The organism is Dyella subtropica, from assembly GCF_026283965.1.
In the GTDB taxonomy this organism is placed as follows: Bacteria; Pseudomonadota; Gammaproteobacteria; order Xanthomonadales; family Rhodanobacteraceae; genus Dyella_D; species Dyella_D subtropica.
This window is the reverse complement of record NZ_JAPDPD010000012.1, coordinates 60,506-83,348: the sequence shown is the minus strand read 5'-3', so window position 1 is coordinate 83,348 and position 22,843 is coordinate 60,506. Positions and strand designations below refer to the sequence as shown.

Here is a 22,843-nt window from a genome sequence, read left to right as displayed (position 1 = left end):
GCTTTCGAACCCTGCTTCCGGGCGTGACGAACATGAAGGGTCATCGCGAGCACCCACCCCTCACCCCAACCCTCTCCCCCGTACACAAATCGGTGAACGGGGGAGAGGGAGCAAAAGCGATGCGCAAGCGAGCCGACATGCTCTTGATCTTGGGGTCCCCTGCGCAGCGGTGAGGGCTGGACGATCAGGCCCCAAGGGGGGGCATCGACAGGACGTCGATGCCTTTTCGACACGACAGGGACGTCGTGTCGAAAAGCCCGGCCAGACCTCACGAACTCGCGGGCGAAGCCGGAGAGCGCGTAACCGGGGTGGCCTCTCTTTTGGTTACTTTTCTCTGGCCAAGCAGAGAAAAGTGACCCGGCTCGCGGCAGCGAGACGGAAGCCCGCGGCAGGCGAGCCCGGTCGCGATAACGCGACAATCGAGCGATAACGCCACTAGATTCCGGCCTTCGCCGGAATGACGAAGTAGGAACGGCATTAATCCGTCGCAACTAACAACGACCGCAACCGCCCCGCAAACGAATCCCCATCCCCCAACAACCGAAACCCTGCGAACTCGAACGCCGGCGCCACCAAACAAGTCACCAACGTGTAATCCCCCAACGGCCGCGCCGCCTGCCACGCGTGCGCAGGCACCACATGCACCACCGAAGCACCATCAGCGAGAGGCCCCAAACGACAACGTTCAAGCCGCTCTTCGTTCGGGTGGTAAATCAGCAACTCCAACGGATCACCCTCGACATAATGCCAAGCCTCATCCGCATCGACGACATGCCAGTCACTGATCTCGTCAGCCGCAAGCAAAAAGTGGATCGCACTAAACGATGGCCGGACGCCATCAGGCGAAACAGCCGTATGGAAGCGCCGGTAATGGCCGCCTTCCACATGCGGCTGCAACTGAAGCGTGGAAATCAGAGTCGCCGCGCGTGGGTGGATGGGCATAGGTCTCAGTCGGTCGCTGCGTCGGGTTGCGGCTTGACCAGCCAGCGCACCGCCAACATGCCCAATTCGTAGAGAAAACACATCGGGATCGCCAGCATCACCATCGACGTGATATCCGGCGGTGTGATGAAAGCGGCAATGGCGAAAGCGCCAACGATGGCGTAGCGCCTGCCGTCGCGCAGCTGTTCGAGGCTGACCACACCGATCGCCGCGAGGATGACCACCGCCACCGGAACCTCGAAACACAGGCCGAAAGCGAAGAACATCAGCATCACGAAATCCAGGTAATGCGTGATGTCGGTCATCATCTCCACACCCTGCGGGGTCACCGCGGTGAGGAAACGGAAGGCCGCCGGCAGCACCAGGAAATAGGCGAACGCGCAGCCTGTATAGAACAGCAGCAAGGCCGCCGCGAGCAGCGGTCGCGCCAGACGTTTTTCGTGCTTGTACAGGCCGGGGCTGACGAAGGCCCACAGCTGATAGAGGATCACCGGCATGCTGATGAACAGCGCCGTGTAGAACGCCAGCTTCAACGGCGTTACGAACGGGCTGGCCACCTCGGTGGCGATCAGGTGCGCGCCCTGCGGCAGGCGCGCCACCAGCGGTGCGGCCAGCTCGGAATACAAGCGGTTGGCGAACGGCACCAGGGCCAGCAGCACCACGACCACAGCCACTACCGCCTTGACCAGGCGCGAGCGCAGTTCGATCAGATGCGAGAACAGGCCTTCCTGCAGGCTGTCGCTTTCGGAGGGGTCGTGCTCAGGCGCCGCCATGCGGTGTTTCCCTGGGTGGCGTGGCGGAGTTTGCCGCTGTGGTCTCGTCCGGTGCCTGGAGCGGCTTGGGCTGCATCACGTCGCCGCCGGTCTCGCGAACCTTGCGCAAGGTGGCGTCCAGTTCGGACTGCGCCGCCTCGGCGTGCGCGGCGGCCTCGCGGGCCTGGCGCTTGATCTCTTCGACCTGCAGCTCGCGCTCCACCTCGGCCCGCACGCTGTCCCAGCCGGTGCGTACCCGGCGCAGCAGCGCACCGGCGGTGCGCGCCGCGCCCGGCAGCTTTTCCGGGCCGAGCACGATCAACGCAATAAGCGCGAGCAGCACCAGCTTGCCGAAGCTGATCTCGATCATCGCCTGCTATCCGCGCTGCTTATTTGGTTTCGGTGTTGTGCTGGTTCTGCGTGCTGTTGCTGCCGGAGGCCGGTGGGTCCGCCTGCAGGCGCTCCTCATCCTTGGGCTTGCTGTCGCCGCCGTCCAGGCCTTTCTTGAAATCGCGCACGGCGCCACCGAGGTCGCCACCGATGTTGCGCAGCTTCTTGGTGCCGAAGATCAGCACCACAACAACCAATAGAAGAATGAGATGGGTAATGCTCATAGGGTTGCCTCAAAAGCGGAAGTGGACCGGAAAACGTTCGCACGCGCCGTGCGCCGGCCTTTCCGACTCAGCGCTGAGTGTACTCCTCCAGGCGGTCGCGGAAATCGACGACCGGTCCCGGAACCTTGCTCACACCACCCTCGAAGATGCGGCGGGGCGTGATGCCGGCGCCATAGATCTCGGCGTTGGCGTCATAGTCGATGCGCATGGCCGAGCCGTCCAGCGACACGCCGGCAAACAGGCCGCGCGAGCGCGAATACGAGTAGATCTCGGCCTTGAACTGGCTGTCGGTGGAGGCGGTGGCGGTGCGCCCGACCGGGCCGGCCGCGGCGGCGGCGTCCGCGCCCAGGGTAAATTTGCCGTTGACGATGGAATCCACACCGCGCTGGGTGCGGAACACCAGGATCACGTCGGTGGACGACACGCCGGCCTGGAAGCCGACGCTGCCGCCAGTCAGGGTCACGAAGCTGGGGTTGGACCAGGTGCCGTCCGGGCTCTTGACCGAGATCAGACCTTCACCGCGACGGCCGCCGAAAATGAAACCGGCCTTGATCATGTCCGGAATCACTGCGATCGCGTGGGCCTCTTTCAGCAGATCCGACGGAATCGATTTGTCCGGCGCCTCCATGATTTCCTTCAGCACGCGCACGGAGTTCTGCGCGCGCACCAGCGGCGGATCTTCGGCGTGAACGGACATGGCCGGCAGCAACAGAACCAGGGCGGCGAGCAACAGTCGGTGCAGCGATGCTTTGATCATGGATGACTCCTGTAACCGAGTTCGATAGGGCGGCCTGCGACAGCGGGTCATGCAGTGCCCCGGACGGCTTGTGGCAGACTTCATCGCGCTTCTCTGACGTTAACTCTCGCCACGACGGTCACCATGCCACGCAGCAGCCACTATACCGGCCTGGCCGGCGTTTCCGATGACCGTCCGGTTAAGACTGGCGTACTCCTGGTCAACCTGGGCACACCCGAAGCTCCAACGGCGAAAGCGCTGCGTCCTTATCTTGCGGAGTTCCTTAGCGATCCTCGGGTCATCGAGTATCCGCGCTGGTTGTGGCTGCTGATCCTGCATGGCGTGATCCTTCGTATCCGGCCGCCACGCTCGGCGCATGCGTATGGACGCATCTGGACGCCGCAAGGTTCTCCGCTGCGCGTCGGCAGCGAAGCGCTGGCCGCGGGCCTGCAGGCGGAATTGGATCAACGCGCGCCCAGCCCGGTCCGTGTAGCCCTGGCGATGCGCTACGGCCAGCCATCCGTAGCGCATCAGATCGAGCAATTGCAGCGCGACGGCGTCCGCCGCTTATTAGTACTGCCGCTGTATCCGCAATATTCCGCCACCTCCACCGGCTCGGTGATCGACGCCGTGGCGGACAGCTTCAAGACCCTGCGCTGGCCGCCGGAACTGCGCGTGGTCAACGACTACCACGACGACCCGGGCCACATCGAAGCGTTGGCGCAAAGCATCGAACGCTGGTGGGCGGCGAACGGCCGTGGTGACAAATTGCTGCTGTCGTTCCACGGCATTCCGGAACGCTACGTGGCGGCCGGGGATCCCTATTTCCAGCAATGCCGAACCACCGTGCAGCTGCTGCGCGAACGGCTGGGCTTGGATGAAACGCAGCTGCTGCTGAGCTTCCAGTCGCGCGTGGGCCGCGAACGCTGGCTGCACCCGTATACCGACGCTACCGTGCGCGAACTGGCGGCGCAGGGTGTGAAGCGTCTCGACGTGGCCTGCCCCGGCTTCGCCGTGGACTGCCTGGAAACACTGGAGGAGATCGCCATGCAAAATCGCGACTTCTTCGTCGAAGCCGGCGGCCAGGAGCTGCGCTACATCCCCGCTCTGAACGACAGCCGCGACCAGATCACCAGCCTCGCCGATCTGGCCCTGCGCCACATGCAGGGCTGGCCGGAACGCGACGGCACAGCGGCGAGCCTTGCATGAGCACGCCGGCCGAACGCTCCATCGAACTGCCGCAACTCACCCTGCACGCACAGATCTGGGGTGCGGACGACTTACCGCCCCTGCTCACCCTGCATGGCTGGCTGGACAACGCCGGCAGCTATGCCCGGCTCGCACCGCTGCTCGCCGACCGCTGGCGCGTGATCGCCCTGGAACTGCCGGGCCACGGACATTCCGACCACCTGCCGGCGGGCACGCACTATCACTTCGTCGATTACGTGCGGCACGTGCTCGGTGCCGCCGATGCTTTGGGTCTGGAACGTTTCGCCTTGCTCGGCCATTCGCTGGGGGCCGGTATCGCCGCGCTGTCGGCAGCCGCGGTACCGGAGCGCATCGAAAAACTGCTGCTGATCGAAGGGCTCGGTCCGCTCGGTGACGATGGTTCGCACACGCTGCAGCGCTTCCGCGATGGCATCGCGGCACCCATCAACAACAAAGGACTGCGGATATTCCGCAACGTCGAGCAGGCCACGGCGGCGCGCGCCATCGCGGGCGGATTGCCCGCCGAGCTGGCGCGACCGATCGTGGAGCGCGGCCTGATGGAAGTCGCCGACGGCTGGTGCTGGCGGAGCGACCCGCGCCTCACCCGCACCTCGCCGCTGCGGCTCGCCGAGAGCCAGATCCACGCGCTGCTGCGAGGCATTCGCGCATCCACGGCGTTGCTGCTGGCCCAACCCGCCACCTCCTATCTACCCAGCCATCCGATGGAACGGCGCGCGGCCTGCGTGGACGACATCGTCGTGAGCCACATGGACGGCGGACACCATCTGCATCTGGAACATCCCCAGTCCGTGGCGGGCTGGGCGAGTCAGCACCTCGGCGACTCCTGACCCGTCCTGCATCGATGTTGTCATTGCCGGCGATGCGCGTCGCGGGTACGCGATGTGCCTTAGCCCTTCTGCGTTTTCGTAATGAAGAGCCAGTAGCCCGCGACCATCGACAGGAGGAAATAGCCGAGCGCCAGCCAGTGAAGGTTTGCCGTGCCCGCGGCCACCCGCGCTGATGGGCTGTCTTTCAAATAGTTCAGCATGCTGTACGCATATGGCACGACATATCCGAATTTCCACGACAGCGCGGCCAGCGCGCCCACCCAGGTCAGAAAGCCGAAGCCGATGGGCACCAGGAAATTCTTGAACCTCAGACTCAAGAGATACTGGATGGCCACAATCGGCAGACAGTCGATGAAGTACAGCGCGTTCTGCGCAAGAAAGGAGCGCAGCGGCAACGGCTCACTCGGGTAGGGCGTCCCAGAGACCAACAGATAGGGAATGAGGGCCGAAAGATAGATGCCGACATTAAACAAGATGAAGAACTGCACGATCATCAAAAGGATGACCGTGAGTTTCGCAAAGAAAATAACGGTCACGCTCAGCGGAAGCGTGTGCACCTGCTTCCATGCGTTGTTCTTGTACTCGAGCTGCGTCATCAGGCTGGTCGCCAGAATCGCACTCAACGGCAGAAAGAAGATCGCCATCGATTCCCAGGAACTCTTCCACAATGCATTCCAGAAGGTATCCGCCGAATACAACGCCTGGAGCTTGTTGTGATTCACCAGCCGGGCAACGATGACAATCAGTGGTGTAAAAAAAGCACCGATCACAATCAGCCACGAAGCGAGGCTACGCTTTTTCTTGATCCATTCGCCATGAAGTGCATGGATGAAATCGATCGTCATGTTTTCAGCCCCCGACCATGTCCATGAAGATGGCTTCGAGGTCGCCCCCTAAAGCGCCAAGCGCATGAACGCCCACGCCTTCCCCGACCAGACGTCGATTGATGCTAGCAATGCGTTCGTTGGACATCGCCGGCATCACGATCTTTCCGTCGACGATATGAGCGTCTGGAACGTCAGCTGAGAGAATGCGCAGCGCCCGCTCATCGTCACTTGTGCAAAGCCCCACAGCTCCTGCCTGCCGGCGCTGTTGCAGCAGCACTCCCAGCGTGCCCTGAAACAACATCCTGCCCTTGCAAACAATGCCTACATGCGTAACCAGCCGCGCTATCTCGGATAGCAGGTGGCTGGAAATCACGATAGTGATGCCATCCTCTCGATTGAGCTTCATCAATAGGTCGCGGATCTCGACCATGCCATGGGGATCGAGCCCATTGGTTGGCTCATCCAGAATCAGCAGCGCGGGACGATGCAGCATCGCGATGGCGATGCTCAGCCGCTGCTTCATGCCAAGGGAAAACTGGCTGACCTTCTTGCCCCCGGTGTCGGCTAGCCCGACCAACGCCAGCACCTCGCCGATTCTCGTCTTAGTGACCCGGTAGATTTTCTGCAGCAGCGCCAGGTTTTCAGTGGCCGTGAGATGGTCGTAGAGCGATGGGCTTTCGATCAGCGAACCAACGCCTCTCAGAATCTCGACCCGATGCGTGTCGAACGGCTTGCCGAAGATGGAGATCACACCTTGTTGCTTTCGCAGTAGCCCCAGGACCAAGCGTAACGTGGTGGTTTTTCCTGCGCCGTTCGGCCCAAGCAAGCCATAGATGGCGCCTTCGGGCACCTGGAGATTGATGTCCTCCAGGGCGATATCGCCATTGGAGTAACGATGAAAGAGATGGGTCGTTTCGAGGCAATGCATACGGCATGTCCGGCCGAGTGGAGGCTTGCTGGCGAGGCGTATGGGCCCCCGGTCGGGCTGGACCGACACTCTTGCCAAACTTGGTGTAAGAGTTAAACTATCACGAAAGAAATTTAAGTAAAACTTAAATTATTGAGGTGCACATGGTCGGCAAATCCACGGTGGCGGACATCCGGCGTCGCAGCGCGCGCCTGCGGCAGTTTGTGACCTGCCTATTGGCGGCGTTGTGGGTCTTGCTGATGCTCGAACGCTTCGGCGCGGTCGCGATCCAGCTTTCTACCCATGGTTTTGACGGAGAACCGTTGCGGCGCTTGGCGGATCAGTTGGTTGCCGCCTGCCCGGAGGTTTTCTATCTGCTGTCGCTCTGGTGGATTCGACAAGCACTGGCCGCATTTGCGCGAGGTGAGCTCTATACGTCCACCATCACGAAGATGCTCGGCCGTGTCGGTGCGATGCTGGCTGCGGGCGCTTTCATTAGCGTCTTCCTGGTTCCCGCCGCGACTTACATGTTGGGATTCGGGCCGGGATACTGGGTGGCCTTTGACGTTTCCGGCCTGGTGCTCGGGGCGGTCGGACTGTCGCTCCACATCATCGGGCGCGTATTGCAGCGCGCTTCCGAACTGCAAGCGGAAATAGACGAGATCTTCTGAATGCCGATTCGAATCACGCTCGATGACATGCTCGCGGCGAGAAACATGAAAGCGAAACAGGTGGCTGCGATCATCGGCGTCAGCGAAACACATCTATCGCTGTTCCGATCGGGCAAGGTGCGCGGAGTGCGCTTTTCCACACTGGCCAAGCTGTGCGCAATCCTCGAATGCCAGCCGGGCGACTTGATGGCCTACGACTTCTCGGATACGGATCTGGCAGCGTCCGAATCCGGAGACGAGGCCTGATCCGCTCCGAGGGCGCGAGCAAAGCAGTCCTCCACGGAATGGGGCCCCGACCAAACCAGCCCCTGACCTACGGCACGTGGCACCCTGCCGGTACTGCGTAAACTGCAGTCATGCAACACCTCGGCCGCGCCAACTACGGTTCCCCGCAACAGCTTCGCTCGATCGGCGGCATGCTGGTATACGCCACGCGCTATGAAGGCGATGCCTCCCTGCCCCTGCACGAGCATGACGAGGCTTACCTCTGCCTGGTCGCGGACGGCGCGTATGTGCAGCAGGCGAGCGGACGCGATACCGCCTGCGAATCCGGCCTGCTGCTGGTGCACCCCGAAGGGCACCGCCACGCCAATCGCTTTTCGCCGCTGGGCGCGCGCTGTTTGAGCATCTTCCCCTCGCATGAATTCACCGCCAGCGACAGCATGCAACGCCTGCTTGGCGACCATCGCGCCTTGAACCTGCCCGACGCGCCACGCCTGCTGGCGCGTATCGAACGCGAGCTGGCCGCCACCGACGACGCCGCACCGCTGGCGTTGCAATCGGCGATTTTCGAACTGGTCGCGCTGGCTTGCCGGAGCGACCAGGGCGAGCGCCAACCCGCCTGGCTGAGCAAGGTGCTCGAGCGCCTGCAGGACGACCCGCTGGCCAGCTTGTCGCTGCAGGAACTGGGCGCCCTGGCCGGCGTGCATCCCGCGCATCTTGCGCGCCGCTTCCAGCAGGCGCAGGGGATGTCGGTGGGCGAATACCGCCGCGCGCTGCGTATCAAGCTGGCCTGCCGAACACTGGCATGCGATGAGCGCTCCATCGCCGATGTCGCCGTCGAAGCCGGCTTTACCGACCAGAGCCATTTCGCGCGGGTATTCAAACGGGTCACGGGACAAACACCACGTGACTTTCGGCACAAACTGCAACACGCGTCCTAAAGCATCAATCTCGTCCTAGACCGGCCAGGGAGCACTCGGGCAGCATGCGATCGCCTCCCAAGGAATCGCCGGCATGATCAAGCTCAAGCTCCGCCCTCTTTCCCGTCTCCTGTTGATCGGCAGCTTGCTGCTGCCCACGTTCGCCAGCGCGGACGACGCGCATGACCTGCTGCGCCAGTTGCAGCAGGCGCATGGCGCTGCGGCCCTGCAGCACCATGCCGCCCTCGTTGCAGAGGGCAAGGAGGAGTCCGACGGCCTCAGCGGCAGCTGGAACCTCACCGTGGACCTGCGCAACGGCCATTTCGCCGAGCATGCGCGCAACCCCGTTTTCACCGGCGCGGACGGCTACGACGCGCAAGGCCGCTGGCATCAGGACATCTCCGGCCTTATCCATCCCAACGACTCCGACGAAGCCACCACGGTCGCCATCAGCGAGAACTGGCTACGCCGCTTCGGCTTCCTGTCGACCGGGACGGACGACGTGAACTATCGCCGCCTGCCGGATGCCGAGGAAAAAGGCCACCGCTTTGCACGGCTCGAAGCGACGCCTGCCGGTGGACGCGCGATGACACTGTGGATCGACCCCACCACGCATCGTCTGGATCACGTCTCCTGGCAAAGCTCCTTCCTTACGTTCACCCAGCAATACAGCGACTACCGCGCGGTGAACGGCGTGCAACTTCCCTTTCGCATCAGCAGCGGCGCGGCCACTGCGGCCGGCGGCCTCGACAACGCGAGCACGGACATCGTCAGTCGCTACCAGTGGCTGGATACCGCCCCCACCGCAGCGTTGCAGCGCCCGGACGGCAAGGTGCGCGACGTGACGATGGCCCACGGCGCCAGCCAGGCTGTCGTGCCCATGCATCTCGAAGGCGGCTTCCTGCTGGTCGATGTGAGCATCAACGGCAAAGGGCCGCTGCCCTTCATCCTCGATACCGGCGGCCACGCCATCCTCACCATCGAGGCCGCGAAGAAGCTCGGCTTCAGCACGCAGGGTCAGGGCGTCAGCACCGGCTCCGGCCCCGGTTCGATGACGACGGCGTATACGCACGTCGACCACCTCGGCATGGGCGACGCCGACATCCGCGACCAGACCTTCCTGGTGATGCCGTATCCCTATGCCATGTGCGAACGCGGCGAAGGACGCGAACCCGTCGCCGGCATTCTCGGCCTGGAAATCTTCGAGCGCTTCGCCGTCACCTTCGACTACGACCATCAGCAACTCATCCTGCAGCCCTACGACCAAGGACAAGCGCCAGCGGCACGCCAGGGCAACGTGCTGCCGCTGCGCTTCACCGACGACATGCCGCTGACCGATGCAGAGCTCGACGACCATCGCGGCACCTTTGGCATCGACACCGGCAACTCCGGCCTGGTCTTGCTGTTCCCGCAATGGGCCGAACGCACAGGTATCGCCGATCGCTACACGAAAGGCACCCCCGCACCCACCGGCGGCGTCGGCGGCCAGTTCACCGCACACTTCTCCCATACACGTTCACTGAAACTCGGCGAACAGAAACTCGACAACGTCGTCGCCATGCTCACCCGCGCCGACGCCGCCGCCACCGGCAACCCCAGCGAAGCCGGCAACATCGGCCAGGACGTGCTCTCCCGCTACAACGTCCACTTCGACTACCGCCGCCAACAGATGGTGTTGATGCCCCGCACCGAAACCATCACCCGGCACTACGCCATGGCCGGCTTCCGCGCCGACAAACCGCAAGAGCAACCCGACCGCTACGTGATCAGCTGGGTCATACCCGGCAGCCCCGCCGAGCAAGCCGGGCTGAAGAAGGACGATGCGATTACCGCAGTCAACGGCAAAGCAGCGAAAACCATCGGCCTAGGCGAACTGCGCGACGCAAACATGCTGCTACCGGAAGGAACGCCGCTGAAGCTGACGCTGAGCGATGGGCGGACGCTGGATATGAAGTTGCGGGACATGGCGCCGAAGTAAGCATTCGTTAGCGATGCAATGATGTTGGGGTTCGCATGCGCTCACCCTACGAAGCAGCTTTGCTTATCGCTCTTGATCTTCGGGTCCCCTGTGCAGCGGTGAGGGCTGGACGATCAGGCCCCGAAGGGGGCGCAGGCACGGATGCCTGCGCCTTTTCGACACGACAGGGACGTCGTGTCGAAAAGCCCGGCCAGACCTCACGGACCCGCAGGCGAAGCCGGAGGGCGCGTAACCGGGGTGGCCTCTCTTTTGGTTACTTTTCTCTGGCCAAACAGAGAAAAGTGACTCGGACCGCGGCAGCGGTTCGAAAGCCCGCCGCAGGCGAGCCAGGATGCGATAGCGCGAATATCGAACGGCAACGCCACTGGATTCCGGCCTACGCCGGAATGACGAAGTAGCGACGGTGAACCAAGCACCCGCCCCTCACCCCAACCCTCTCCCCAAAAGGGGAGAGGGAGAATGATTCAAGGCGTAGTCGCGCCCGACAGGCCCAACACATCCAACCCCTGCTCAAACGTGATATCCACCGGAATCTTCGCGCTCTGCAAGCGTTTCAGATCGCCAGCCAACTCCGCATCCACATTGCCCATACCGTCGGTGAGCTGCTTCGCCGCCTCGTAATCGCCATCCCCCTGGATGGTCAGCAACTTCGCGGACAGCGCATTCATCGCCGCCGTCATCTTGTCGAAGTCAACGCGATAGCGCCCGCTCGCCGGGTCGCGACTGAACGCGCCCTGCTGCTTGAAGAAGTTAAAGCGCACCATGTTCGCCTTGGCATGTGCATCGCTGGCGCCGAAGCGCACTGAGCGCAGAATGCCGGCAAGGAAGGTGACGTAGTTGTCCATCAACTTCGCCTTGTCCAGTTCACCCTTCTCGGCGAGCTTGGTGACCATGTACAGGCCGAGGATGTCGGCCTTGCCTTCCTCGAAACTCGATGCCTGATCCTTCAGCGCGCCGCGCACCATACCCTTGCCGGTGAGTGTCTGCTTGATACCCAGGCCGTGCGCCACTTCATGGAACATGGTGTTCTCGAAGAATGCGTCGAACGTGAGATGCGACTGCTGGTCATCCGCAATCAGTTCCTTTGCGATCGGCAGCATGATCTTGTCGAACTTCGCCTGCATGACGTTTTCCAGCTGCAGCCGGCGCGTGCCCTTCTTCAGCTGCACCTCTTCGTCGTTGGGCAGGTTGATGGCGATAGTCTTGGCGCCGACGTTGGCGTCACCGGCGTAGTACACGGCGAAATAGGCGTTGAGGTCGGCATCCGAACCGGGCTTCTCGGCCTTGTACTTCGCCTCCACCGGCAGCTCGCGCTGCAGCTCAGGCAGGTACTTCACGAAGCGCGCGAGCTTGGCGCTCCACGCCTGGTCCTTCAGCAGCACATAGCTCTCATAACTAGCCTTGTAGCCGAACAGCTGGTCTTCGTAGGTTTCGATGGGACCGATCACGATGTCGACCGGGTTGTTCTTCATCGCCATCCAGGCGAAATCACTGGGGCGATAGTCGTCGCTCAGCAGCGCATCGGCACGCAGCTTGAGGTAGCGCGCAAAGTCCTTGTCGGCGGAGAGCTTGGCCGCATCGCGCAGCAAGCCGGCCGCCTTTTCGAGGTCGGCTTTATAGGCTTCATGGAAAGGCATCGTTACCAGCTTGCCCTGAGCGTCGCGGCGCAACACGGTGTAGAGCGAGGTCTTGTCCTTGAGGTCGGCCTTCTCGAACTCGTCCTTGCTCATGTCGGCCGGATAGAACTGCACACCCAGTGGGCGCGGACCCACGCCGGCGACGAAGGGCTGATCGTTGGCGAGACGGTCCCATGGGCCGTAGTTGATCTCGGCGAAACGGCGGGTGTCTTCGTCGGGAATACGCTGCATCAGCGCGGCCTTGTCGCCCCAGGCCTGCTGCCAGTAGAGGCTGTTGGTGATGTCGGCGGCCTGGATCAGTAGCGCGATCATCTGCTTCTGCTGCGCATCGAAGCCCGACAGATCGACGGTGAGCTTGACCGAGGCGTAGTCGGCCATGCGCTTCTTCGCCAGTTCCGCATCGGTCGATGCCGGCGGCGGTTCCGCCGCTGCGGTGCTCGCCGGTGCGGGCTTGGCCTCGCCAGCCGGCGCGGCGGCCTCCTGATGGGACGAACTGCAGCCGGCCAGGGCGGCGACGAGACTCAGGGCAAGCAGGTGGCGACGCATGGGGTCTTCCTCGCAGATGGAAAACCCCATGTTATCCCGGGTATGGGTTTGCCGGCCGTCAGGCCGAAATCGCCAACCGCTCGGAGCGGTACAGCTGCGCCGTCACCAGCACGGCGAGCAAGGCCGTGACGAGGCTGCCCGCCAGGCACAGCCCGAGCTGGTACAAGTGCAGGCCATCACCGCGCAACAACTCCATGATGCCCAGGTGCTGACCGAGCAGCGGCACGGCATACATCCAGTCCTGCGGCTTGATCGGCAGCATCATCAGGATGGCGCTGGGCACGATCGGCACGAACATCAGCAGCGACAGGTAGGTCTGCGCCTCGCGGTAGCTCTTGGCGAACGCCGCCACCATCGACTGCAAAGCGGCAAGCAAGGCGATCAACGGCAGCATCAGCAGCAAGACGTGAGTCGCAAAGTGCAGGCCGAGGTTCACCTCCATGCCCAGCTTTTCGGTGGGAATGAAACGGCCAACCACACCGAACGCGGCGAGGCTGATCAACAGGCTCGCCGCGGAGAAGGTGCAAATGGCCGCCAGCTTGCCGGCCAGGATCTTCCAGCGCGGCACCGGGTTGGCGAACAGCGGCTCCAGCGATTGCCGCTCGCGTTCACCGGCGGTGAGGTCGATCGCCAGATACATGCCGCCAAGAAAGATGGTCAACACGAAGAAGTACGGCAACATGCTGAACATCAGCACGGCCCGCGATTGCGCGGTGGCCTGATCGCGCTGGGCCACACCGATGGGCCACGCCGTGCCGGGCGAAAGCCCGCGCGCCACCAGGCGCATCGCCCCCTGCTGGCGCGCATAGCCTTCCACGAGCTTGGTGACACGCTCCACCGCCGTGTGGGTATCGCGCTGCGAGGAATCGAAGATCAGCTCCACCTGCACCGGCTCGCCTTTGCGCCAGGCCTTGGGATAAGCCTCGGCGATGCGCAGCACCACGTCCGCCTCCTGCTTGCGCACGGACAGCTCGGGATTCGCGATGGCGGGTTGCGGCAGCACGCCGCCGGCCTTCAATGCACTCACCAGATTGGGCGCGTATTCGGCGCCGATCACCGGTACCTTCAACAACTGCTCCGCTTTGTCCAGTTCGCGGTTGAGGCTGATGTTGATCATCATCACGAACATCATCGGCGCCAACAGCGGGCCGGTAAGGAAGGCGCTGATGAGCGTGCGGCGGTCACGCAGGTTTTCCTTCACCTCCTTGAGGAACACAGTGAGGAACGCATTCGCGCGCTTTGCTTTGGCAGTCACGGCATTCATGCGGCGAGGCCCTCCTCGCTACCGATGATTTTCACGAACGCATCCTCCAGGTTGTTCTCACCGGTCTGCTCACGCAGCGCTTGCGGCGATTCATCGGCGACCACACGACCGTGCGCGATCACCACGATGCGATCGCACAGCGCAGCCACCTCCTGCATGATGTGGCTGGAGAACAGCACGCAGCGGCCTTCCGCTTTCAACTTCTGCATGAATTGGCGCAGCGCACGCGTGGCCATCACGTCGAGGCCGTTGGTCGGTTCGTCGAGGATCACATTGCGCGGGTCGTGGATCAGCGCGCGGGCAATGGCGGTCTTCACGCGCTGACCTTGCGAGAAGCCCTCGGTGCGGCGGTCGCCGATGTCTTCCATCTCCAGCGCCTGGATCAGCGCTTCGCGACGCGCGGCCAACTCGCCTTCCGGCAGGCCGTGCAGACGCGCGAAATAGTCGATATTTTCGCGTGCGGTCAGTCGCTTGTACAAACCCCGCGCATCGGGAAGCACGCCAAGTTGTCGGCGCACGGCGAGCGCATCGGCGCTCGCGTCGATGCCGTCCACCAGCACCTGGCCGCGGTCCGGTGTCATCAAGGTATAGAGCATGCGCAGCGTGGTGGTCTTGCCGGCGCCGTTGGGGCCGAGCAGGCCGGTAATCTCGCCATCGCGCGCCTTGAAGCTGACACCATCCACGGCCTTCACTGTGCCGAACGCCTTGTGCAGATCCTTCACTTCGATCATGGCGCGGCTCCGTTGAAATCAATGAATGGGGGTGTGGCTTGCAGCCGGTCCAGACACTTCACGTCCAGTTTGGCGGGCGCGGTGTCTTCCACGAAGCGCTTGACCAGATCAGGCGCACAACCAGCCGCGATCACGTTGTGGCCCTGACCCTTAAGCACCAGGTGACGCCCGTTGCTGAGCCCTTTGACTATGTCGTCGCCGTAGCGCGGTGGTGTCACGGGATCGTATTCGCCGGAGAGCAGCAGCACCGGCTTGTCGCTCTTGATCGGCTGGTGAAAATCGTCCGGCCGAGTGCCCTTGGGCCACACCGCACACACCGCCTGCAGCGCGTCGATCATGCGCGTGCCAAGGATGGTATGGGCGTCTTGCGGGCGCGGCGTGAGCAGGTCGGCGTCCTCGCCACAGATCACCGAGGACTGCATGCCGCCGTTCATCGTGTCGGAGAGGTCACCCGACAGCAGCTTGGCCTGGCCCAGCAGCGGGCCGACGTCACCATGCGCGGCGGCGTCGATCGACATCGGTAGCAGCGCGGTGGTGATCGGCGAGTAGGCGAACATGCGCACCACGCTGGCCAGCGAATACTCGCTCAATATGCGCTGCACGGTCTGGTAGTTCTGCGGATCGCGGAAGCTCACCTTGTGCGGATTCGCGCGCAACGCATCGCGCAACTGGTACAGCGTCTGATACGGATCGCCGAAGCGTTGCTTGCAGGCTGGGTCCGCGGTGCAATGCGCGAACTGCGCCTTGAGGGCGGCGTCCAGATTCTGCGCGAAGTCCTCGCCGAGTACCAACTCGTTGGGCACGACACCATCGAGGACGACACTGCGCACGGCGGCGGGGTGGCGCATCAGATACTGCTGCGCCATGCGTGTGCCGTAGGAAATGCCGACCAGATCGAAAGTCGGCGCGCCGAGTGCCTGGCGTACGTCTTCCAGATCCTGCACCGCGACGGTGGTGGTGTAGTAGCGCGGGTCCGCCTTGCCTTCGAGTTGCTTGAGGCAATGCGTGGCCTCATCGCTCAGCTTGTCGGCGTCGAAGGGACCTTCGTCATCATGATTGCCGGCCTTTTGCTCTGCCGGTTTGCAGGTCAGCGGATTCGAACCGCCGGTGCCGCGCTGGTCGAGCAGCAGCACGTGGCGATGCGCCAGCAGCGGCTGCAATGCGCCCGCCACGCCAGGCCACGTTTCTGTGGCCGCCTGGCCGGGGCCGCCGGCAAGCAGCACCAGCATGTCCTGGCTGGCCAACTGCGCGCTGCTGCGGATCACACCCAGCCTGAGTTTGATCTTGCGGCTGTGCGGATCGTCGCGGTTTTCCGGCACCTCGAACGGTGCGCACCACGCCGCGGTGGAGAGCCCGCTGTTCGGCTGACCCAGTTCGCACGGCGTCAACGTGAGCGAGCCGAGCTTCCAGGTCTCAGGTTTGGCTGGCGTCTTTGGTGTTGATGCCGACACGCTCTGCGCCGCCGTGTCCTTGGACGTGTCGTCGGTGTGTTCTCGCGGATGAAACTGATTCCACGCCAATGCGCTGAGCCCGATGACGACGGCCCCGATCCGCATAGCGGTTCGTCCCTTGATGGTCATGTCTCGTCTTTCCTCACTCGGTTTCGGTTTTATCCGCGGTTTTATCGGGCTGGAAGATCGTTTCGATCGGCAGGCCGAACAGCCGTGCGATCTTGAAAGCCAGCGGCAAACTCGGGTCGTATTTGCCCGTTTCGATGGCATTGACGGTTTGCCGCGACACGTCCAACCGCTCGGCCAGGTCGGCCTGCGACCAGCTGCACTCACCACGTAATTCGCGGACCCGGTTCTCCATCAGTCGCCGCTCTCCATCAGTCGCGATAGCGGCGCTTGGACCAGGCAAACGCCACGCCATACACCACGCACAGCGCGGGGTAGACGTACAGCAGCATGCTGCCGTCCAGTGCAAGCACTTCCGCGGCCACCAGGAACCCCACGGCCATGCTGGCAAAGCCCACCACGCCGGCCGCGACCGCGAGCGCCTGGAGATGCATCCGTTGCATGAACTCGTCGCTGCCGAGCACGTAGCGCACCATGGCCAGGATCACCAGCGCGACCGGAATGGCCGGCGTGAATGCAATCACGCCCTTGAGCCAGACCGGCTCAACCTGTCTGAGCAGCGGCCACACGAACATCATGGTCAGCACATAGGTCACCATGCCCAGAGTGAACTCGCGCACGTAGCGGCGATCTTCGCGGCGCATGGGGTCGCGGCCCTCGCAGGTCACCGCACGACCCACATGGATCATCAAGGGCATCGTTGCGACCGCTACGGCGAGATACAGCAAGCGCAGGGTCACACTGGTGGTCCGGGCGGACAGCATCAGCGCTCCCCACAACCCACTTAGCACTATCAGCATCAGGACCCAGCGCTGCCAGGCCGGCCATCGGGCCATGCGCCTGGTCAGACTTTCCATGACTCTTTCCATCCCCGTTCCCCCGGCCATGTCGCCCCAGGAGGGGCTCGTGTCAAGCTTGCTTGACATCAAGCCTAGGGAGGTGCACGCCATTTTGTCAAGCGTGCTTTACATCAAAAACCCGACAAGACCCATCAAGGGGAATTTTCCTAAGTATTTGCAAGGGCTTGGCAAAAAATAGTCACTTTTGGACCCGATTTCGGCATCGTCGGTTTTTTGACGCCGAGCAACAAACCGTCAAATAATTCTGTGAGATAGTTCTCACCACAAGCTATGAGGGAGATCATGGTTTGTTTCGGCTTGGCATGACTTCTGCTTATAACCCCCTCAAGCGATCTGAGGGGTGTCACGGGCAGTGTCCGTATCCTCAAAGAGCCGACAAGACGCAGGGGGAAATAGCACGAGCCCGCGTCCAGATGATTGCGTCGCATCCGCTGTAACCCATCCATAAAAAGACACAGAAGGACAAAGGCCCATATGACGAAGACTCTTGTCACCACCGCCCTGATCGCCGCCCTCGGCTTCGCTGCCCTGGCCCCGAACTCGGCTTCTGCTGCTGACGGCACCATCACCGTCACCGGCACCATCAACAGCTCCACCTGCAAGATCAACGGTGCCAACAGCCCGGCTTCTATCGCCGTGACGCTGCCGACCGTATCGACCAATGCGCTGAATGCCGTCGCCGCCACGGCTGGCCGCACCCCCTTCAGCATCGCGCTGACCGGTTGCGGCGCGCTGACCAAGGCTCAGACGTTCTTCGAGCCGGGTCCGACGATCTTGGCCGACGGCAATCTGAAGAATAACGGTGGCAGCGCCACCGGCGTGGAAGTGCAGCTGCTGGATTCCAGCTTCACCGCCATCAACCTCTTCACCAACTCCGCCTCGCAGCCGCAGTTCGCTCTGACGAGCGGCGCCGGCACCGTCAATTACTACGCCCAGTACTACGCAACCGCTGCTGCGGGCGCCGGTAACGTGACGACTTCCGTGCAGTTCACCATGCTGTACCAGTAAGACCCGAAGTTTTTGGCAAGTCGTAAGTAGTAAGTGGCAAGCAGCGCCGGAACCGGAATGGTTCCGGCGCACCGCTGCGGCACGGCAGCGACCCTGGTGATAGCGAGGAAATCCCATGAGGAAGTTTGTCTGCGCCCTTGGCGCGGGCCTGTTGGCCTTATGCCTTGGCGCTCCACAAGCGCAGGCCAATGTGCTGATCGGCGGCACCCGTGTGGTCTTTCCCGCAAAGGATGGCGAAGTCACCGTCCGTCTTACCAACGACAACGACCGTCCGGTCCTGGTGGAATCATGGATCGACCGCGGCGATGTGCATTCCACCCCCGAATCCGTCGATGTGCCGTTTCTCATCACCCCTCCGCTATTCCGTATGGAAGCGAAGAAGGAACAGAGCCTGCGCATCGTCTATACCCACGAGCAGTTGCCGGCCGACCGCGAGTCGCTGTTCTGGCTGAACGTGCTGGAAGTGCCACCGAAGCCCACTGGCCCGCAGGCCGAGGGCCAGAACCTGCTGCAGCTGGCCCTGCGCTCGCGACTGAAACTGTTCTACCGTCCCGCTGGCCTTCAAGGCGATCCGCTCAAAGCTCCGGCTGCGCTGACCTGGAAAGCGGTGCCCGACGGCAAGGGTTACACCCTGGTGGCGCATAACCCCACCCCGTTCCACATCACCATCACCGAGCTTTCGCTGAGCGCCGGCAGCAAAACCGTAGCGGCCGAGATCGGTATGGTCGCACCGCTGTCCGACCTGCGCTTGCCACTGCACGACATGACGCAGCAGCCGGCTACTGGCAGCGCGGTCAGCTTCACTACGATCAACGACTACGGCGCCGCTAACGCCTTCAAGAGCACCATCGCACCGTGAACGTCGAGCGCGCCAGTCATGGCCGCGCTCGCGTCAACGGCCATGCCGTTTGCCGCCGGGTGTCGCTGTGCGTGGCAATTGCCGGTGCGCTCGGCAGCTGGAATGCATCCGCACTCGCAGCGGCAGCCAATGCCGCTGCGTCCGGCGCTTCCGCGCCGTCAGGTGCTGATGCGTCAGCGGCATTGGAAGCCAGCTTCGACCGCAGCCTGCTTTCGGGTGCTGGCCGCAACACCGGTGACTTGTCCCGTTTTGAGCGCGGCGCCGTCATCGTGCCGGGCATCTATCGCACGGACATCTTTCTCAATGGCGCCTGGGTAGGCCACACCGATGTGCGCTTCGCTTCGCCCACGCCGGATGCCAACGCCATCCCCTGCCTGACCAAGGCGATGTTCGACCAGCTTGGCCTGCCGCTGCAGAAACTCTCTGCCGAGCAGCAGACCAAGCTGGCCGACGCGCAAGGCTGTCTGGATATCGGCAGCGTGATCCCGGCAGCGACGATGACGTTCGACCAGCCCAACCTGCGACTGGACGTGAGCATTCCGCAGGCCTGGCTCGGCACACGCGCGCGCGGCTATGTCAGCCCGGAAAACTGGGACCGCGGCATCAACGCCGGCCTGCTGAACTACAGCTTCAACAGCTACCGCAGCCGCAGCAACGGCGTCAGCCAGACTTCGTCGTTCCTGGGCCTCAATGCGGGCCTCAACCTGGGTGGCTGGCAGTTGCGCCATGACTCCACCTTGCTGATGCAGTCCGGCGCGGCGGGCACACCTTCGCACAAGCATTGGCACAACATCGATACCTATCTGCGCCGCGACCTGCCCTCGCTGCACGCGCAGATGACTGTGGGCGATTCCTATACCAGCGGCGAGCTGTTCGACAGCGTGAGCATTCGCGGCGTGCAGGTAACTACCGACGACCGCATGCTGCCCGACTCGCTGCGCGGTTATGCCCCGACAGTACGCGGCGTGGCCGAAACCAATGCCAAAGTCACTGTCCGCCAGAACGGCGTCGTGCTGTACGAAACGACGGTGTCGCCGGGTCCGTTCACCATCTCCGATCTCTATGCCACCGGCTACGGCGGCGACCTCAATGTGAGCGTGACCGAAGCCGATGGCCGCGTGCGCACGTTCTCCGTACCCTACGCCTCGGTGCAGCAGCTGCTGCGTCCAGGCGTCACTCGCTTCTCGGTGGCGGCCGGCGAATTGCACGATGCTTCGCTGCGCTCTCACCCCGCGCTGGCGCAGGCCACGATCCAGCGTGGTTTCAGCAACCTGCTGACCGGCTATGCCGGCATGGTGGCTTCGTCCGGTTATGGCGCTGTGCTGCTCGGCAGCGCGCTCAACACGCGCTACGGCGCGCTCGCCATGGACATCACGGAGGCGCGCACGGAAATCCCCGGGCAGACGACGCAGAACGGACAGAGCGTGCGCCTGAGCTACAGCAAGATTCTGCCCAGCAGCGATACCTCGTTCACGCTTGCAACGTACCGCTATTCCACCAGCGGCTACCTGAGCCTGCGCGACGCCATGCTGGCGCGCGACCTTGCCCGCGGCTATCGCTATGTGGACCCGACGACGGTGACCACCATCGACGGCGTGACTGTGAACAACGTGCTGACAGCGGACCAGCGCAAGGCGCTGACGGGCGCCAACGCCAACAACTTCACCGCCTACACCAGCCAGCTCGACCGGCAACGCAGCCGTTTCGACATCAATCTGAGCCAGCGCCTGGGCGAGCGCGGCGGCTCGATCTACGCCACTGGCTCGACGGTGGATTACTGGAATCGCAGCGGCACCGACGTGCAGTTTCAGCTCGGCTACAACAACACCTTCCACCGCCTGAGCTACAACCTGTCGACCACCCGCGTGCGCGATAGCTACGGCCGTTACAGCAACCAGTTTTTCGCCAGCTTCACCTTGCCGCTGGGCGACAGCCTGCATGCACCGATGATCGGCGCGAACATCAATCGCGACAGCTCCGGGCGCACGCTGGAACAGGCCACGCTGAGCGGCACCGCCGGTGTCGACAACCAGTTCAGTTACGGCGCCACCGCGTCGCATGACAGCGGCACCAGCAATGGCGGTAGCACCGGCAACTCCGGCACGGTCTATGGCGGTTATCGCAGCCCGTATGCGCAGCTCAATGCCAGCTATGGCTCGGGCAAGGGTTATTCGCAAGGTTCGCTGAGCGTTGCGGGCGCGATCGTGGCTCATGCGGGCGGCATCACCTTCGGCGAGCCGATGGGTGACACCGTGGCGATCGTGGCTGCGCCTGACGCAGCCGGCGCGCGCGTGATCAACGCCTCCGGCGTGCGCATCAGCCGCTCCGGCTATGCCCTGGTGCCTTACCTCACGCCTTACAACCTCAACACCCTGGAGATCGATCCCAAGGGTCTGCCGCTGTCTGTACAGCTCGAATCAACCAGCGCTCAGGTGGCACCGCACGCAGGTTCCGTCGTGATGGTGAAGTTCAAGACCACCAGCGGCCGCTCGGTAATCGCTCGGGTGCGTCAGAGCGACGGCAAGGTCGTGCCGTTCGGCGCCGAAGTGGTGGACGAACAGAACCATGCCCTGGGTGTGGTTGGTCAGGCCGGACGTATTCTGGTGCGCGGCGCCAAGGACAGCGGCCAGCTCACCGTGCAATGGAAGACTGAGGACGACAAGCCAATGACTTGTTCTTTCCCGTACCGCTTGCCGGCGCCCGCCAAGGGCCAGGCTGCCTACGAGCAGATCGAGGCCACCTGCAGCCCGACCGCCATCGCCAGGAACGACTCATGACGCGCATCCGCCACGCCACCGCTTTGTTACTGCTGGTGGCGCTATCCCTGCTGCCGCAGCTAGCCGGCGCCCGATGTTCGCTCACCAACGGCAGCACGCTGGCGGTGAACATCTCCTTCGCCAGCTCCACCATCACGATCAATCCCACGGCCGCGATCGGTACCACGCTGGCCACCTCCTCGCCCGTCGTTCCATCGCCGGTCGATGACCTCAACTGCACCAGGACCACTAGTTACGGCGTCCAGAATCTGGTCGGCGCTAATCCTTCGGCCGGCTCGACGATCTATCCCACCAACGTTCCCGGCCTGGGCTACCGCATAGCCCATCCCGATTCGTCCAATTACTTGACGCCCTACCCCGGCAATTCGATTCCCGCCGGCACCTACACCCTGTCGGTGGCCTCTGCCTTCGAGCTGGTCAAGACCGGCACCATCGCCAATGGCGCCGTACTCAATGCGGGCACTTTGTCCTATTGGAACTATGGCGGCCTGGAGGCCGAGGATTTCAATCTGGCCAGCTCGCTGACCTTCGTCTACCCCTCGTGCACGGTGAACAACAGCGCGATCAACGTGGTCTTGCCGACCGTGTCCAACACCGGCTTCAACGGCGTGGGCTCGGTGGCGGGCGCCACCGCATTCGCCATTTCGCTGAACTGTTCCGCCGGCAGCACCATGTCCATCCAGTTCGACACCGCGGCACCGTTCGGCGGCGCCCCCGGCGTCATCGCACCCGCCTCCGGCGCCGGCCGAGCGCAGAACATCGGCGTACAGCTGATCAATCAGAGCTTCGCACCGATCACGTTCGGTACTCCTGCGGTGGTCGGCGCCACACCGAACGGGCCGTTAAACCTTTCCTACTATGCGCGCTATTACCAGACCGCCAGCCCGGTTTCCGCAGGCACGGTCAACGCCACAGCTACCTTCACCCTCACCTACCAATAATCGCGCTGCAAAAGCGT

23 protein-coding genes are annotated in these 22,843 nt (G+C 63.1%); 10 read left to right on the top strand and 13 right to left on the bottom strand.

Annotated features, from left to right (window positions below; all coding sequences use genetic code 11):
* Positions 1-477 precede the first annotated feature (477 nt).
* The 5 genes from OUZ45_RS12025 to OUZ45_RS12005 all read right to left on the bottom strand — a co-directional run bounded on the left by OUZ45_RS12025 (position 478) and on the right by OUZ45_RS12005 (position 3,065).
* The gene (locus tag OUZ45_RS12025; RefSeq protein ID WP_266170421.1) at positions 478-936 is read right to left on the bottom strand and encodes a cupin domain-containing protein; all 459 of its coding nucleotides are present in this window, start codon (positions 934-936) and stop codon (positions 478-480) included.
* 11 nt (positions 937-947) lie between these two features.
* A complete protein-coding gene (gene tatC, locus OUZ45_RS12020; RefSeq protein WP_266170345.1) occupies positions 948-1,715 on the bottom strand; it encodes a twin-arginine translocase subunit TatC in 768 nt (255 codons plus the stop codon).
* Positions 1,702-2,064, bottom strand: a complete 363-nt coding sequence (gene tatB / locus OUZ45_RS12015; protein ID WP_266170343.1) for a Sec-independent protein translocase protein TatB — start codon at positions 2,062-2,064, stop codon at positions 1,702-1,704. The genes tatC and tatB overlap by 14 nt, the downstream gene beginning before the upstream one ends.
* A gap of 19 nt (positions 2,065-2,083) precedes the next feature.
* Complete coding sequence (tatA, locus tag OUZ45_RS12010; protein WP_266170342.1) at positions 2,084-2,308, bottom strand: twin-arginine translocase TatA/TatE family subunit; 225 nt, start codon at positions 2,306-2,308, stop codon at positions 2,084-2,086.
* A 67-nt stretch (positions 2,309-2,375) separates the two neighbouring features.
* Positions 2,376-3,065 carry a lipid-binding SYLF domain-containing protein gene (locus OUZ45_RS12005; RefSeq protein ID WP_266170341.1) on the bottom strand — a complete coding sequence of 230 codons (690 nt, stop codon included), beginning with the start codon at positions 3,063-3,065 and terminating at the stop codon, positions 2,376-2,378.
* A 123-nt stretch (positions 3,066-3,188) separates the two neighbouring features.
* Here OUZ45_RS12005 and hemH point away from each other — a divergent pair, with 123 nt between their 5' ends.
* Both hemH and OUZ45_RS11995 read left to right on the top strand, forming a co-directional pair.
* Complete coding sequence (hemH, locus tag OUZ45_RS12000) at positions 3,189-4,253, top strand: ferrochelatase (RefSeq protein WP_266170340.1); 1,065 nt, start codon at positions 3,189-3,191, stop codon at positions 4,251-4,253.
* Positions 4,250-5,101, top strand: a complete 852-nt coding sequence (locus tag OUZ45_RS11995) for an alpha/beta fold hydrolase (RefSeq protein WP_266170339.1) — start codon at positions 4,250-4,252, stop codon at positions 5,099-5,101. Before hemH ends, OUZ45_RS11995 begins: the two co-directional genes overlap by 4 nt.
* 59 nt (positions 5,102-5,160) lie before the next feature.
* Here OUZ45_RS11995 and OUZ45_RS11990 read toward each other — a convergent pair whose 3' ends face one another.
* Both OUZ45_RS11990 and OUZ45_RS11985 read right to left on the bottom strand, forming a co-directional pair.
* A complete protein-coding gene (locus tag OUZ45_RS11990; RefSeq protein WP_266170338.1) occupies positions 5,161-5,946 on the bottom strand; it encodes an ABC transporter permease in 786 nt (261 codons plus the stop codon).
* A 4-nt stretch (positions 5,947-5,950) separates the two neighbouring features.
* On the bottom strand, positions 5,951-6,856 hold the full coding sequence (locus OUZ45_RS11985) for an ABC transporter ATP-binding protein (RefSeq protein ID WP_266170337.1): 906 nt from the start codon (positions 6,854-6,856) through the stop codon (positions 5,951-5,953).
* A gap of 143 nt (positions 6,857-6,999) precedes the next feature.
* Here OUZ45_RS11985 and OUZ45_RS11980 point away from each other — a divergent pair, with 143 nt between their 5' ends.
* The 4 genes from OUZ45_RS11980 (at position 7,000) to OUZ45_RS11965 (ending at position 10,626) form a co-directional block, all read left to right on the top strand.
* Entirely contained in the window at positions 7,000-7,506 is a 507-nt protein-coding gene (locus OUZ45_RS11980; protein WP_266170336.1) for a DUF2975 domain-containing protein, read from the top strand.
* Positions 7,507-7,752, top strand: a complete 246-nt coding sequence (locus OUZ45_RS11975; protein WP_266170334.1) for a helix-turn-helix domain-containing protein — start codon at positions 7,507-7,509, stop codon at positions 7,750-7,752.
* Between the two features lie 110 nt (positions 7,753-7,862).
* Positions 7,863-8,669 carry a helix-turn-helix domain-containing protein gene (locus OUZ45_RS11970; RefSeq protein ID WP_266170333.1) on the top strand — a complete coding sequence of 269 codons (807 nt, stop codon included), beginning with the start codon at positions 7,863-7,865 and terminating at the stop codon, positions 8,667-8,669.
* Between the two features lie 73 nt (positions 8,670-8,742).
* Positions 8,743-10,626: an aspartyl protease family protein gene (locus OUZ45_RS11965; RefSeq protein ID WP_266170332.1), complete on the top strand. Its 1,884-nt coding sequence runs from the start codon at positions 8,743-8,745 to the stop codon at positions 10,624-10,626.
* Positions 10,627-11,090: 464 nt separating this feature from the next.
* Here OUZ45_RS11965 and OUZ45_RS11960 read toward each other — a convergent pair whose 3' ends face one another.
* The 6 genes from OUZ45_RS11960 to OUZ45_RS11935 are packed head-to-tail and all read right to left on the bottom strand — an operon-like array spanning position 11,091 to position 17,238.
* Positions 11,091-12,809, bottom strand: a complete 1,719-nt coding sequence (locus OUZ45_RS11960) for a dipeptidyl-peptidase 3 family protein (protein WP_266170331.1) — start codon at positions 12,807-12,809, stop codon at positions 11,091-11,093.
* A gap of 58 nt (positions 12,810-12,867) precedes the next feature.
* Positions 12,868-14,073 (bottom strand): ABC transporter permease, encoded by a 1,206-nt coding sequence (locus OUZ45_RS11955; RefSeq protein WP_266170330.1) that lies wholly within the window; start codon positions 14,071-14,073, stop codon positions 12,868-12,870.
* Positions 14,070-14,804: an ABC transporter ATP-binding protein gene (locus OUZ45_RS11950; protein WP_266170329.1), complete on the bottom strand. Its 735-nt coding sequence runs from the start codon at positions 14,802-14,804 to the stop codon at positions 14,070-14,072. Before OUZ45_RS11950 ends, OUZ45_RS11955 begins: the two co-directional genes overlap by 4 nt.
* Positions 14,801-16,384, bottom strand: coding sequence for an alpha/beta hydrolase (locus tag OUZ45_RS11945; RefSeq protein ID WP_266170328.1), 1,584 nt, complete (start codon positions 16,382-16,384; stop codon positions 14,801-14,803). Before OUZ45_RS11945 ends, OUZ45_RS11950 begins: the two co-directional genes overlap by 4 nt.
* A 13-nt stretch (positions 16,385-16,397) precedes the next feature.
* The gene (locus OUZ45_RS11940; RefSeq protein WP_266170327.1) at positions 16,398-16,616 is read right to left on the bottom strand and encodes a helix-turn-helix transcriptional regulator; all 219 of its coding nucleotides are present in this window, start codon (positions 16,614-16,616) and stop codon (positions 16,398-16,400) included.
* A 16-nt stretch (positions 16,617-16,632) separates the two neighbouring features.
* Positions 16,633-17,238 carry a hypothetical protein gene (locus OUZ45_RS11935; protein WP_266170326.1) on the bottom strand — a complete coding sequence of 202 codons (606 nt, stop codon included), beginning with the start codon at positions 17,236-17,238 and terminating at the stop codon, positions 16,633-16,635.
* Positions 17,239-17,715: 477 nt separating this feature from the next.
* On the opposite strand from OUZ45_RS11935, the gene OUZ45_RS11930 reads away from it, so the two are divergent.
* The 4 genes from OUZ45_RS11930 (at position 17,716) to OUZ45_RS11915 (ending at position 22,826) form a co-directional block, all read left to right on the top strand.
* Positions 17,716-18,249: a fimbrial protein gene (locus tag OUZ45_RS11930; protein WP_266170325.1), complete on the top strand. Its 534-nt coding sequence runs from the start codon at positions 17,716-17,718 to the stop codon at positions 18,247-18,249.
* A 115-nt stretch (positions 18,250-18,364) separates the two neighbouring features.
* Positions 18,365-19,108 carry a fimbrial biogenesis chaperone gene (locus OUZ45_RS11925; protein WP_266170324.1) on the top strand — a complete coding sequence of 248 codons (744 nt, stop codon included), beginning with the start codon at positions 18,365-18,367 and terminating at the stop codon, positions 19,106-19,108.
* Positions 19,105-21,885 (top strand): fimbria/pilus outer membrane usher protein, encoded by a 2,781-nt coding sequence (locus tag OUZ45_RS11920; protein WP_266170323.1) that lies wholly within the window; start codon positions 19,105-19,107, stop codon positions 21,883-21,885. The genes OUZ45_RS11925 and OUZ45_RS11920 overlap by 4 nt, the downstream gene beginning before the upstream one ends.
* On the top strand, positions 21,882-22,826 hold the full coding sequence (locus OUZ45_RS11915; RefSeq protein WP_266170321.1) for a fimbrial protein: 945 nt from the start codon (positions 21,882-21,884) through the stop codon (positions 22,824-22,826). The genes OUZ45_RS11920 and OUZ45_RS11915 overlap by 4 nt, the downstream gene beginning before the upstream one ends.
* Positions 22,827-22,843: the final 17 nt, after the last annotated feature.

Coding starts and splice junctions, on each gene's coding strand:
- OUZ45_RS12005 (WP_266170341.1), bottom strand. CDS start 3,065: ATGATCAAAGCATCGCTGCACCGACTGTTGCTCGCCGCCCTGGTTCTG.
- tatB (WP_266170343.1), bottom strand. CDS start 2,064: ATGATCGAGATCAGCTTCGGCAAGCTGGTGCTGCTCGCGCTTATTGCG.
- OUZ45_RS11945 (WP_266170328.1), bottom strand. CDS start 16,384: ATGACCATCAAGGGACGAACCGCTATGCGGATCGGGGCCGTCGTCATC.
- OUZ45_RS11955 (WP_266170330.1), bottom strand. CDS start 14,073: ATGAATGCCGTGACTGCCAAAGCAAAGCGCGCGAATGCGTTCCTCACT.
- OUZ45_RS11940 (WP_266170327.1), bottom strand. CDS start 16,616: ATGGAGAACCGGGTCCGCGAATTACGTGGTGAGTGCAGCTGGTCGCAG.
- OUZ45_RS11925 (WP_266170324.1), top strand. CDS start 18,365: ATGAGGAAGTTTGTCTGCGCCCTTGGCGCGGGCCTGTTGGCCTTATGC.
- OUZ45_RS11975 (WP_266170334.1), top strand. CDS start 7,507: ATGCCGATTCGAATCACGCTCGATGACATGCTCGCGGCGAGAAACATG.
- OUZ45_RS11990 (WP_266170338.1), bottom strand. CDS start 5,946: ATGACGATCGATTTCATCCATGCACTTCATGGCGAATGGATCAAGAAA.
- OUZ45_RS11980 (WP_266170336.1), top strand. CDS start 7,000: ATGGTCGGCAAATCCACGGTGGCGGACATCCGGCGTCGCAGCGCGCGC.
- OUZ45_RS11970 (WP_266170333.1), top strand. CDS start 7,863: ATGCAACACCTCGGCCGCGCCAACTACGGTTCCCCGCAACAGCTTCGC.
- OUZ45_RS11930 (WP_266170325.1), top strand. CDS start 17,716: ATGACGAAGACTCTTGTCACCACCGCCCTGATCGCCGCCCTCGGCTTC.
- tatA (WP_266170342.1), bottom strand. CDS start 2,308: ATGAGCATTACCCATCTCATTCTTCTATTGGTTGTTGTGGTGCTGATC.
- OUZ45_RS11960 (WP_266170331.1), bottom strand. CDS start 12,809: ATGCGTCGCCACCTGCTTGCCCTGAGTCTCGTCGCCGCCCTGGCCGGC.
- OUZ45_RS11950 (WP_266170329.1), bottom strand. CDS start 14,804: ATGATCGAAGTGAAGGATCTGCACAAGGCGTTCGGCACAGTGAAGGCC.
- OUZ45_RS11915 (WP_266170321.1), top strand. CDS start 21,882: ATGACGCGCATCCGCCACGCCACCGCTTTGTTACTGCTGGTGGCGCTA.
- tatC (WP_266170345.1), bottom strand. CDS start 1,715: ATGGCGGCGCCTGAGCACGACCCCTCCGAAAGCGACAGCCTGCAGGAA.
- OUZ45_RS11995 (WP_266170339.1), top strand. CDS start 4,250: ATGAGCACGCCGGCCGAACGCTCCATCGAACTGCCGCAACTCACCCTG.
- hemH (WP_266170340.1), top strand. CDS start 3,189: ATGCCACGCAGCAGCCACTATACCGGCCTGGCCGGCGTTTCCGATGAC.
- OUZ45_RS11985 (WP_266170337.1), bottom strand. CDS start 6,856: ATGCATTGCCTCGAAACGACCCATCTCTTTCATCGTTACTCCAATGGC.
- OUZ45_RS11965 (WP_266170332.1), top strand. CDS start 8,743: ATGATCAAGCTCAAGCTCCGCCCTCTTTCCCGTCTCCTGTTGATCGGC.
- OUZ45_RS11935 (WP_266170326.1), bottom strand. CDS start 17,238: ATGGAAAGTCTGACCAGGCGCATGGCCCGATGGCCGGCCTGGCAGCGC.